The 12017-nt window shown below is 72.6% G+C and carries 7 protein-coding genes; 2 read left to right on the forward strand and 5 right to left on the reverse strand.

What is annotated here, in order from left to right:
* Positions 1-470 precede the first annotated feature (470 nt).
* Both DAI17_RS15640 and DAI17_RS15645 read right to left on the reverse strand, forming a co-directional pair.
* Positions 471-965: a beta-class carbonic anhydrase gene (locus tag DAI17_RS15640; RefSeq protein WP_107774153.1), complete on the reverse strand. Its 495-nt coding sequence runs from the start codon at positions 963-965 to the stop codon at positions 471-473.
* 27 nt (positions 966-992) lie between these two features.
* Positions 993-2210, reverse strand: a complete 1218-nt coding sequence (locus DAI17_RS15645) for a sigma-54-dependent transcriptional regulator family protein (RefSeq protein ID WP_107774154.1) — start codon at positions 2208-2210, stop codon at positions 993-995.
* Between the two features lie 110 nt (positions 2211-2320).
* Between DAI17_RS15645 and DAI17_RS15650 the strand changes: the two genes are divergently transcribed.
* Positions 2321-4156, forward strand: a complete 1836-nt coding sequence (locus tag DAI17_RS15650) for an NAD(P)/FAD-dependent oxidoreductase (RefSeq protein ID WP_107774155.1) — start codon at positions 2321-2323, stop codon at positions 4154-4156.
* A gap of 45 nt (positions 4157-4201) precedes the next feature.
* On the opposite strand, the gene DAI17_RS15655 is transcribed toward DAI17_RS15650, so the two are convergent.
* From DAI17_RS15655 to DAI17_RS15665, 3 genes are read right to left on the reverse strand one after another with little or no spacing between them, the layout of a single operon-like run.
* Positions 4202-5965 carry an MFS transporter gene (locus DAI17_RS15655; protein ID WP_107774156.1) on the reverse strand — a complete coding sequence of 588 codons (1764 nt, stop codon included), beginning with the start codon at positions 5963-5965 and terminating at the stop codon, positions 4202-4204.
* The gene (locus DAI17_RS15660; protein ID WP_107774157.1) at positions 5962-6702 is read right to left on the reverse strand and encodes an LppX_LprAFG lipoprotein; all 741 of its coding nucleotides are present in this window, start codon (positions 6700-6702) and stop codon (positions 5962-5964) included. Before DAI17_RS15660 ends, DAI17_RS15655 begins: the two co-directional genes overlap by 4 nt.
* Before the next feature lie 4 nt (positions 6703-6706).
* Positions 6707-9211 (reverse strand): DNA gyrase/topoisomerase IV subunit A, encoded by a 2505-nt coding sequence (locus tag DAI17_RS15665; RefSeq protein ID WP_107774158.1) that lies wholly within the window; start codon positions 9209-9211, stop codon positions 6707-6709.
* A gap of 79 nt (positions 9212-9290) precedes the next feature.
* Here DAI17_RS15665 and DAI17_RS15670 point away from each other — a divergent pair, with 79 nt between their 5' ends.
* Positions 9291-11996 carry a bifunctional acetate--CoA ligase family protein/GNAT family N-acetyltransferase gene (locus DAI17_RS15670; RefSeq protein WP_107774159.1) on the forward strand — a complete coding sequence of 902 codons (2706 nt, stop codon included), beginning with the start codon at positions 9291-9293 and terminating at the stop codon, positions 11994-11996.
* Positions 11997-12017 lie beyond the last annotated feature (21 nt).

The raw sequence follows: 12017 nt of genomic DNA on the forward strand, positions 1-12017 counted from the left end.
GGGGCTGTACTTCGAAGCCTGCGGCTTCCTCAGGTTGGGCATGTTCCATCCTCCATTCACATCGGAGGTGTGCACCAGACCCGGGGAGGTTCACCCGCGGATCTGCTGCATTTCCACGCAACTGCGCGGAACTGCACACACGCTGCGGTCCCGGTGGCACGCCGGGCGCCGAGGTCCGGTGCACGTCCGACACCTCGGCGGCCGGGTCGTCGGACGTCAGCCGGGACGTCCGGCGCTGCGGTCGTTCGGACAGCCGGGTAGTCGTACGTCCCGGGCGACGTCCGACGTGACGGGCGCGCTGCGGCGACGCGGGCGCCTGATCGTCGTACGGCGCCGGCGGCTCGTGGACGCGCGGACACAAGTGCTCCGTCCGGTCACGACCGAGCGTGGCTCCGCCTCGGCGACCGCGGTTGTGTCCGCGTGTCTCCGCGGACGTCGATGCGCTCGCCGGCGACCGCCGCCGGGCTGCGTCAGTACTTCTGCTCGAGCAGCCCGGTGTCGACGTCGTAGACGAACCCGCCGACCTTGACGGTGTCGGGGATCAGCGGGTGGGAGCGCACCTTCTGCACGTCCTCCTCGAGGGCGGCCACCTGGTCGGCGATCACGTGGAACCGTTGCCACGAGGCGTCGACCCCGGCGGACTCGCCGATGCGCACCCGCAGCTCCGCCTCGGTGGCCGTGGTCATGGCGCACCGGGTGTGCGGCACGACCAGCACCCGCTCGACGCCGAGCAGGTGCACGCCGAGCACCAGGGCCTCGAGCGCCGCGCTGGTGACACGGCCGCCGGGGTTGCGGAAGATCTTGGCGTCGCCGTGCGTGAGGCCGAGCATGCGTAGCGGGTCGATCCGGCTGTCCATGCAGGTCACGATGGCCACCCCGGCACGGGCGACGCCGTCGAAGCCGCCGAGGTCGAAGTCGTCGGCGAAGGTGCGGTTGGCAGAGATCAGGTCGCTGAAGTCGTCCACGACCGCTGAGGGTAGCGGAGTCCGGCGTCAGCCCCGCGCCACGACCGGTGCGCTGGACCCCGCGATCGCCGGCCCCTGCTGGGGAAGGAGCACGGTGACCCGCACCGACGGGACGATGCGGTAGGGCTGGGCCTCGAGCAACGACCCCAGCGTGCGCCGCAGCCGGGACATCTCGGCGCGCACGGTCACCACCCGGCTCGGGTCGGCGAAGAGGTCGTCGGCAAGCTCGGCGGCGGTACGGCCTCCGGGGGAGCGCGCCAGGGCCAGCAGGATCTCCGCGTGCCGCCGGCTGGGTCGGTGCTGCCAGGCGTGGCTGGGGGTGCGCACCCGCAGCTCCGGCAGGTCACGCAGGTCGAGCTCGAGCTCGGTGGCGGTCGGGCGCTCGTCGCCGAGCCGGACCAGCCACCCGCCGGGCAGCGGCTCGACGGTCACGGCGCCGAGGGTCGGCAGCCACGTCGACTCCGCGGAGAGGTCGGCGGGCAGGACGAGGCGGTCGGGGGCGGTGAGGCCGGTGACCGCGGCGATGTGCCCGCTGGGGTCGACCGCGAGGGTGCGGCCACCGACCCGGGCGACGACCGGTGCGGCGTACGCGCGCAGGCGCTCGAGCGCCGCCGCGTGCTCGCTGCGGACCTGGGCCGCGGCCAGCTGCGCCGTCACGCCGACGAGCGCCAGCACCGACCGCTGGACGGCGTACGCCGGGCCGCTGATGTCGACGGCGCCGAGCGTCGCACCGGTCCACGGGTCCAGGACCGGCGAGGCCGCGCAGCTCCAGCGGGTGTGGGACTCCACGTAGTGCTCCGGGCCGTGGATGTGCACCGGCTCGCCGACCACCAGGCAGGTGCCGATGGCGTTGGTGCCCACGTTGGCCTCGGTCCAGGCCGAGCCCCGCACGAAGCCGAGCCGGTCGGCCAGGCGCTGTACGCCGGACCGGCCACGCCGCCACAGCACGCGGCCGTCGGTGTCGGTCACGACCACCAGCAGGCCGTCGTCGACCACGGGGGACAGCGAGGTGGTGATGCTGGGCAGCAGGGGAGCCAGGGCGCTGGAGGCGCGGCGCGCCTCGACCTCGCCCTCGCTGAGGGGCGGCACGGCCGGCTCGGCGCCGGGGGCCAGGCCGCCGGCCCGGACGCGGCGCCAGGACGCGCTGATCTCGGGGCGGGCGGCCTCGGCGGTGCCGGTCCCGGACAGCGCGCGCTCGCGGGTGAGCCGGGCAGCGCGCTCGTGCTGTCCCTCGTCGCGCCCCATCCCGCCTCCCCGCGGTCCCCGGACCATCTGCCGACGGTTGCAACCCCGTGCAACCCTGCCGCCGATGGTACGACCGGGTGTGTCGTGGGTCACGTCGGAAGGAGACGTTCGTGACCCAGACCCTGGATGCACCCGAGACCACCGAGACGCCCGACCCGAGCGCGGTGGCCACCCGATGGCTGGACGACCTCGAGGCGGCTCTCGCCGCACGGGACGTCCCGGCCGCGACCCGGCTGTTCGCCACCGAGTCCTACTGGCGGGACCTGGTGTCCTTCAGCTGGAACATCACGACCGTCGAGGGCCGCGAGGGCGTCGGCGACCTGCTGGAGCACACCCTGGCGGGGACGGACCCCTCCGGCTTCGTGCTCGAGGAGCCGGCGGACGAGGTGGACGGCGTGGTGACCGCGTGGTTCCTCTTCGAGACCGCGATCGGTCGCGGGCGGGGGCTCCTGCGGCTGGTCGAGGAGGACGGCGAACGCCGGGCGTTCACGTTCCTCACCACGCTCTACGAGCTGAAGGGCCACGAGGAGCCGCGCAACGAGCACCGTCCGCGGGGCGCCGAGCACGGCGCGGACAAGCAGCGCAGGACGTGGCTGGAGCGCCGGCAGGAGGAGGCCGAGAGCCTGGGCAGCACCACGCAGCCCTACGTGCTCGTCATCGGCGGCGGACAGGGCGGCATCGCCCTCGGCGCCCGGCTGCGGCAGCTCGGCGTACCGAGCCTCGTCATCGACAAGCACCCCCGGCCCGGTGACCAGTGGCGCAACCGCTACAAGTCGCTGTGCCTGCACGACCCGGTCTGGTACGACCACCTGCCCTACCTCAAGTTCCCCGACAACTGGCCGGTCTTCGCGCCCAAGGACAAGATCGGCGACTGGCTGGAGTCCTACACGAAGATCATGGAGGTCCCCTACTGGTCGAGCACCACGGCGACCAGTGCCTCGTGGTCGGAGGAGACGGGGGAGTGGACGGTCGAGGTCGAGCGGGAGGGTAAGCCGCTGACGCTGCGCCCCACCCAGCTCGTCTTCGCGACCGGGATGTCGGGCAAGCCCAACGTCCCCGACGTGCCTGGCAGCGACGTCTTCGAGGGCGACCTGCACCACTCGTCGGCCCACCCCGGCCCGGACGCCTACCGCGGCAAGAAGGTCGTCGTGATCGGGAGCAACAACTCCGCCTTCGACATCTGCGGGGCGCTGTGGGAGAACGACGTCGACGTGACGATGGTGCAGCGCAGCTCCACCCACATCGTCAAGAGCGACAGCCTCATGGAGATCGGGCTCGGCGACCTCTACTCCGAGCGGGCCGTCGAGGCGGGGGTGACGACCGAGAAGGCCGACCTCATCTTCGCCTCGCTGCCCTACCGGATCATGCACACCTTCCAGATCCCGCTCTACGAGGCGATGGCGGAGAAGGACAAGGGCTTCTACGAGCGGCTCGAGGCAGCCGGCTTCGACCACGACTGGGGCGACGACGGGTCCGGCCTGTTCATGAAGTACCTCCGGCGCGGGTCGGGCTACTACATCGACGTCGGCGCCGCCGACCTGGTGGCCAACGGCGACGTGAAGCTGGTGAAGGGCCAGATCGACCACCTCACCGAGGACGCGGTGGTCCTCGAGGACGGGACCGAGCTGCCGGCGGACCTGGTCGTCTTCGCCACCGGCTACGGGTCGATGAACGGCTGGGTGGCCGACCTCGTCGACCAGGAGACCGCGGACCGCCTCGGCAAGGTGTGGGGGCTGGGCTCCGACACCACCAAGGACCCGGGTCCGTGGGAGGGCGAGCAGCGCAACATGTGGAAGCCCACGCAGGTGCCCAACCTGTGGATGCACGGGGGCAACCTGCACCAGTCGCGCCACTACTCGCTCTACCTCGCGCTCCAGCTCAAGGCGCGCCTCGAGGGCATCGACACGCCCGTCTACCGGCTCCAGGAGGTCCACCACACCGGCTGACCACCCCCCTGCGGGTCACCCCCCTGCGGGTCACCCCCCGCCGGGTCAGTGCGCCGACAACGCGTCGCGTGCGCTGACCCGGTCGGTGCGTGCGCCGGCGAAGACCACCAGCGCCAGGACGCCGGCCACGACGGCGCAGCCGGCGGCGCCCCAGAAGACGGCGTGCTCCTGGGCGATGCCCGCCAGCTTGAGGAGCCGGGTGTACTCATCGCAGCGGCTGGACCCGTCGCAGACCTCGCGCACGGGCGGTACGTCGGCCTGCTCGGCGTAGTAGCGGCGCAGTCCCACCACGGTGAGGGCCGAGATCCCGACGAGCATGCCGACCATCCGGGCCACCACCACGAAGGCGCTGGCCACTCCGTGGACGTCGTCGTCGGTGAACGCGAGCAGCGCGGCGTTGACCGGCGCCAGGGCGAGCCCGAAGCCGAGGCCGCAGGCGACCAGCGCGACGTTGGCCGACCACTCCGACAGGGAGGTGAGGTCCCAGCGCGTCATCAGCACGAACCCCACGGCCGCGCACGCCATGCCCGCCGCCGTCACGACGCCCGGCGGGACGCTGCGGACCAGGTAGCCGCCCAGGACCGCGCCGACCGGCAGCGCGACGAGGAAGCGCACCAGCACCAGGGCCGCCATCAGCTGGGAGTCGGGGTAGACGGTCGTGCGCGCGAAGAGCGGGATGTCGATCAGCGCCGCGATGAGGGCGGCCCCGACGAAGAAGCTGACGAGCAGGGCACCCCAGGCGGGGGTGCGCCGCAGCGCGCCGCGCGGCACCAGGGGTGCCGCCGCCCGGCGGAGGTGGACCACGAAGAGCACCGTGGCGACCGCCGAGCCGAGCAGGAACCACAGGCCCTGGTCGGAGAAGACCTGCACCTTGGGGTCGGCGGTGGCGAAGGCCAGGATCACCCCGCCGAGCGCGACGGCGAGGAGGAGGGCGCCGGTGAGGTCGGCCTCGCGCAGGGCCGCGACCCAGCGGCGTACGTCGAAGAAGGGCGCGGGCGCCAGGGTGCACCAGGCCACCAGCGCGACCGCGGCGCCGACGGCCAGCACCCCGACCGGGGTGAGCCACCGGCCGTCACCGGCGAACGGGATGAACGCCTGGCCCCACGTGAGGTCGCGCAGCAGGGGCGGAGGGCGCAGGAACACCAGGGAGCCCGCCGCCAGCGTGAGCGCCAGCAGGGCGAGCCCGACGAGGTCGGGCCGGCGCCGGTGCGCGTGCGGGCCCGGTGCCGCGCGCCGGATGGCCGCGGCCAGCACCAGCCCGACGGCGAGGTTGATGGCGAAGATGGCACGCCAGTCGGTGAACGCGAGCACGACGGCGCCGAAGAGGGGCCCGACGACCGACCCGATCTCCTGCACTGCGGAGACGACGCCGAGCGGCACGCCACGCCGGTGCGGCGGGTAGAGGTCGGCGACCAGGGCCAGGGTGGCGGGCACCAGGCCGCCGCCGCCGACGCCCTGGAGGAACCGGCCGGCGACCATCGAGGGCATGTCGTAGGCCAGCGCCGTCACCAGCGACCCGAACGCGAAGAGGACCAGGGAGAAGACCAGCACCGGCACCCGGCCGCGCAGGTCCGCCATCCGGCCGATGAGGGGCAGCATCGCGACGTAGCCGAGCAGGAACCCCGAGATGATCGGCGCGGCCCGCTGGAGCTGGTCGATGGGCACGCCCGTCGAGGTCATCATGTCGGGCAGCGCGAGCACCACCACGTAGGTGTCGGCGGCCGCGAACGCCACGGCGACGGCCGCGAGGCCGAGCAGCAGGCGCGCCGAGCGGGCGCCGGACGCGTCCGGTCCGGCCGCCGGGCTCATGGGGCGACGATGTCCTTGGTCGTGCCGTAGTCGGCGAAGTCGACGGTGTAGGTCATCTCGGTGCTGTCCCGGTAGAACACGCCGGTCAGCACCGCCTGGCGCAGCTCGCCGGCGTCGGAGACGAGGTACTCGACGTCGAAGGCGTCACCCGACGAGCTCGGGATGACCTTCTTCATCGCCCGTCCCGGGACGGTCCCGGTGTAGGTCGTCAGGACCTCGGAGTTGTCGGCGCCGCCGCGCACGCTCTCGCCCTCCTCGAGGTCCTCGGTGACGCCGAGCAGCGAGCCGAAGCCGCGGTCCTCGCTCACGAAGGCGGACGGGTCCGGCGCGCCGTAGTCGGCGGGGTCGACGTCCTGGTAGCCGGTGGTGAACGGGAGCTGGGCGTAGACCACGTCGTCGACCGCCACCACCGGCACGTCGACGCTCTGGCCGGCGTAGATGACGGTGATGGAGCCCTCGAAGGCGGGCGCGTTGGTGGCGATCCCGTCGGCCTCGGTGATCCCGGCGATGCCCTCGGGCAGGTCCTGCGTGGAGAGGGTGAGGTCGACACCGCTGGTGCCGGCGAGGGTGGCCGCGGCCGCGGCCAGGACCTCCTCGGGGGTCGGCTCGTCGGCCGCAGCCTCCTCGTCACCGGCGCCGGAGCAGCCCGTCAGGACGAGCGCGCCCACGAGCGCGCCCGCCAGGGTCATGGCGATCGGTCGGGACGGCGTACGCCGGCGGGCCGTGGGGGAGCGCATGCGGTCAGCCTTCCACACCGTCGGTCGCAGCCGCGGTGGCTCCGGACGGACCGGCCACCACGCTCGCCACCGGGCCCGCGACCGCCGCGATCGGCTGGGCGGCCGGGATCCCCGAGCCGTCCCGGCGGCCGGTGGCCTCGGGCAGGTCGACGGGCGCGCCGCTCGCCGCCGCGGCCCGTGCGGGGGCGGCACCGGCCCACGCGGTGAGCAGGGTGTCCTCGCCCTTGAGGAACCGGTGGCACCGGACACCGCCGGTGGCCCGTCCCTTGGCGGGGTACTCCGAGAACGGGGTGACCTTGAGGGCGCCGGCCTCCGTGCCGGGCAGCGCGGTCGAGGCGCCGCTGGCGGTGACCACGACGGCGGCCTCCGGGTCGAGGGCGCCGAAGAACGCGACCCGCTGGCCTGCGGTGAGCCGCACGCCGGCGATGCCGCCACCGGAGCGGCCCTGCGGCCGGACGGCGTCGGCGCCGAAGTGCAGCAGCTGGGCGTCGGTGGTGATGAAGCACAACGTCTCGTCGCCGGTCGCCAGCTCGACGGCTCCGACGACCTCGTCACCCTCCTTGAGCGAGATGACGTCCCACTCGTCGCGGTTGAGAACCTCGGGGTTGACCCGCTTGACGACGCCGTCGCGGGTGCCGAGGGCGAGGCCGGGACCGTCCGCGGCCAGCGAGGTCAGCGCCAGCGCGCGCTCACCGGCCTCGAGGGGCAGCACCTCGGTGAGCGGGAGGCCGCCCTGGAGGTTGGGGTCGTTGGCGGAGTCGGGCAGCTCGGGCATGTCGAGCACGCCGAGCTTGAGCAGCCGACCGCGCGAGGTGAGGACGCCGACCTCGCCGCGGGCCGAGGTGCGCACCGCGGATACGATCACGTCGTGGTTGGCGCGGCCCTCGCCCTGGCCCGGGAGCGAGTCGCTGCTGGAGCGAGCCAGCAGGCCGCTGGAGGAGAGGTAGGCGAAGCACGGGTCGTCGGCCACCTCCAACGGGGTCGCCGCCGCGGCGGTGGCCGGGGAGCCGGCCGAGGCGAGCAGGACCGTACGTCGCGGGGTGCCGTAGGTCTTGGCGACCTCGGCGAGCTCGTCGGAGACGACCTTCCGCAGCATCTTCTCGTCGGCGAGGATCGCGTCGAGCATCTCTATGGTGCGCTCGAGCTCGGCCTTCTCCTTGTCCAGCTCGATCTTGCTGAACTTGGTGAGCCGGCGCAGCGGCATGTCGAGGATGTACTCCGCCTGCACCTGGGACAGCTCGAAGATGTCGATCAACCGCTCCTTGGCCGCCGCGGCGTTGTCGGAGGTCCGAATCACCTGGATGACCTCGTCGATGTCGAGGATCGCGGTGAGCAGGCCGTCGACGAGGTGGAGCCGGTCGGCGGCCTTCTTGCGGCGGAACACCGAGCGGCGTCGTACGACGTCGAAGCGGTGCTGCAGGAAGACCTCCAGCAGCTGCTTGAGGCCCAGGGTGCGGGGCTGGCCGTCGACCAGGGCGACGGTGTTGATGCCGAAGGAGTCCTCCATGGGCGTGAGCTTGTAGAGCTGCTCGAGCAGCGCCTCGGGGACGAAGCCGTTCTTGACCTCGATGACCAGGCGCAGGCCGTTGGTGCGGTCGGTGAGGTCCTTGATGTCGGAGATGCCCTGGAGCTTCTTGGACAGCACCAGCGCCTTGATCCGCTCGATGACCCGCTCGGTGCCGACGCCGTAGGGGAGCTCGGTGACCACGATGCCCTTGCGGCGGGGGGTGACCGCCTCGACGCGGGCGGTGGCACGCATCTTGAAGGTGCCGCGGCCGGTCTCGTAGGCGTCACGGATGCCGTCGAGGCCGACGATCTTGCCGCCCGTGGGCAGGTCGGGGCCCGGGATGAACCGCATCAGGTCGTCGAGGGAGGCCTTCGGGGTGGTGATGAGGTGGCGCAGCGCCTGGACGACCTCGACGAGGTTGTGGGGCGCGATGTTGGTCGCCATGCCGACCGCGATGCCCGTGGTGCCGTTGACGATCAGGTTGGGGATCGCCGAGGGCAGGACGACGGGCTCGGTCTCGCGGGAGTCGTAGTTGGGCTTGAAGTCGACGGTGTCCTCGTCGATCGAGGCGGTCATCGCCGCGGCCGCGGGCGCCATCCGGCACTCGGTGTAGCGCATCGCGGCGGGGGAGTCGTCGGGCGAGCCGAAGTTGCCGTGCCCGTCGACCATCGGCAGCCGCATCGACCAGGACTGCGCCATCCGCACCAGGGCGTCGTAGATCGCTCCGTCGCCGTGCGGGTGCAGCTTGCCCATCACCTCGCCGACGACGCGGGCGCTCTTGACGTGCCCGCGGTCGGGTCGCACGCCCATCTCGTCCATCGTGTAGAGGATGCGCCGCTGGACGGGCTTGAGCCCGTCGCGCGCGTCGGGGAGCGCGCGGGAGTAGATGACCGAGTAGGCGTACTCCAGGAAGGAGGACTGCATCTCGTCGCCGATGTCGGTGTCGAGGATGTGCTCCTCGAAGTCATCGGGCGGGGGTGTCTTCGTCGTACGCCGTGCCATGGCGCCATTGTCCCCGCTGGTCCACGCCGCGCCGCGCGGGGCGCGCCGGGGCCCCGGGCGGGACCGGTAGATTTCGGGTGTGACCGAGACCCAGGCCCAGCAGGCCACCCCTCCGCCGCGGCACTGGGAGGCCGACGTCCTGCTGCGCGACGGCCGCACGGCCCACATCCGGCCGATCCGGCCCGAGGACGCCGAGCTGCTGGTCGAGTTCTACGCCCGGGTCTCCGACGAGTCGAAGTACTACCGCTTCTTCTCCCCGATGCCGCAGCTGTCCGAGCGGGACGTCAAGCGCTTCACCGAGGTCGACTACAGCAGCCGGGTGGCCTTCATCCTCACCGTGGCGGGCGAGATGATCGCGGTGGGGCGCTACGACACCATCGACCCCGGCAAGGCCGAGGTCGCGTTCCTCGTCGAGGACCGGCACCAGGGACGCGGGATCGGCCAGCTCCTGCTCGAGCACCTCGCCCAGGCGGGCCGCGAGCGGGGGATCGAGCGCTTCGTCGCCGAGGTGCTGCCCGACAACCAGGCGATGATCCACACGTTCAAGGACGCCGGCTACCAGGTCAAGAGCGCCTACGACGAGGGCGTCATGGAGCTCGAGTTCCGCATCGACCCGACCGAGACCGCCATCGGCGTCATGGAGCAGCGCGAGCACCGCGCCGAGTCGGCCTCCATCGAGAGCTTCTTCCGGCCCAGGTCGGTGGCGGTGATCGGCGCGAGCCGCCGCCAGGACACCATCGGTCGCGCCCTGGTGCGCAACCTGGTCCTCGGCGACTTCACCGGGCGGGTCCACGTCGTCAACCCCAGTGCCGACGCGGTGGCCGGCATGCCGGCGTACAAGACGGTGGGTGACATCCCGGGCCAGGTCGACGTCGCGATCGTCGCGGTCCCGGCCGAGGCGGTGCAGGACGTGGTGCTCGACTGCGCCGCCAAGGGCGTGCACGGGCTGGTCGTCATCTCCTCGGGCTTCGCCGAGACCGGCGAGGAGGGCCGCCACCGGCAGCGCCGGCTCGTCGGGCTGTCGCGGTCCTACGGCCTGCGGCTGATCGGCCCCAACGCGCTGGGCATCATCAACACCGACCCCGAGGTGTCGCTCAACGCGTCGCTGTCGACGCTGATGCCGCCGCGTGGCCGCGCCGGCTTCTTCTGCCAGTCCGGCGCGCTGGGGTCGGCGATCCTGGAGAAGGTCAACAACCGGGGCCTGGGCCTGTCCACGTTCGTCAGCGCCGGCAACCGCGCCGACGTCTCCGGCAACGACCTGCTCCAGTACTGGGAGGAGGACGACGCCACCGAGGTCGTGCTCCTCTACCTCGAGTCGATCGGCAACCCGCGCAAGTTCTCCCGTATCGCCCGGCGGGTCAGCCGGCGCAAGCCGATCATCGCCGTCCGGTCCGGCCGCAGCACCCAGGGCGTGCCGATGGGCCATGCCGTGCGCAAGATCGCCGCGCCGTCGCAGGCCGTGGACGCGATGTTCCGCCAGGCCGGGGTCATCCAGGTGGACACACTGGAGGAGATGTTCGACGTCGCCCAGCTGCTGGCCCACCAGCCGCTGCCCCGCGGACGGCGGGTCGCGGTGGTCGGCAACTCCGACGCGCTCGGCCTGCTCGCCGCCGACGCCGCCACCAGCGTCGGCCTGGTGGTCAACAAGACGGTCGCGCTCGGTGCCGACGCCGGCGCCGAGGACTTCGAGGACGCCCTCGACGCCGCGATCGACGACCCGGAGGTCGACGCCGTCGCGGCGATCTACATCCCGCCGCTCAACATCTCCGGCGAGGACGTCGCCAACGTCCTGGCCGCGGTCGGCGAGCAGTCCGACAAGCCGATCGTGTCGACCTTCCTCGGCGCCGAGGGCGTGCCCGAGCTGCTGCGGGTGCCCGACGTCGCCGGCTCCAGCGCCGGCCGCGGCTCCGTGCCGTCCTACCCCGCCGTCGAGGCCGCGGTCCGGGCGCTCGCGCGCGTCGTGGAGTACGCCGTGTGGCTGCGGACCCCCGACCGCGCCCACTCCGACGAGGCGCTCGTCGACCGCGCGGCTGCCCGGCGCTTCGTCAACGAGCTGCTCATGCACCACCCCGAGGGCAAGGACCTCTCGTTCACCGAGCTTCGTGACCTGCTCAAGGCCTACGGCATCGACCTGTGGGACACCCGGCCGGTGGCCACCATGGAGGAGGCGCTGGCCGCGGGGGAGGAGCTCGGGTTCGACGTGGTGCTCAAGGCCACCGCCGACCACCTCCGCCACCGTCCCGACCTCGCGCACGTGTGGCGCAACATCGACAACGCCGAGGAGATGCGCGACGCCTGGCAGACCCTGGGCCGCGTCATCGACTCCCCGGAGCGGGCGGGCTTCGTGGTGCAGAAGAACGCACCCCCCGGCGTGCCGGTCGGCATCTCCTCGATGGAGGACCCGCTCTTCGGGCCGGTGCTGTCGTTCGGGATCGGCGGTCCCCTCACCGAGCTGCTGGGGGACCGGTCCTTCCGGATCCCGCCGCTCGCCGAGCACGACGCCCAGGACATGGTCCGCGAGATCAAGGCGTCGCCGATCCTCTTCGGCTACCGGGGCTCGGAGATCGTCGACGTCGCCGAGATCGAGCGGCTCGTACGCCGGGTGGCGCAGCTCCAGAACGACCTGCCCGAGGTCCGCGCCCTGGACCTGCCGCTGGTCCTCGCCGGCGCCACGGGCGCGTCGGTGCTCGGTGGGTCGGCCCGGATCGAGCCGGTCCTGGACCCGCGGTCGGACTGGTTCGTCCGACGGCTGTCCACACCTCCGGGAGACACGCTGCCCGACTGAGCGGGGCGCGTGACAGGATGC

The sequence above is a fragment of the Nocardioides sediminis genome (assembly GCF_003047295.1).
GTDB classification, from domain to species: Bacteria; Actinomycetota; Actinomycetes; order Propionibacteriales; family Nocardioidaceae; genus Nocardioides; species Nocardioides sediminis.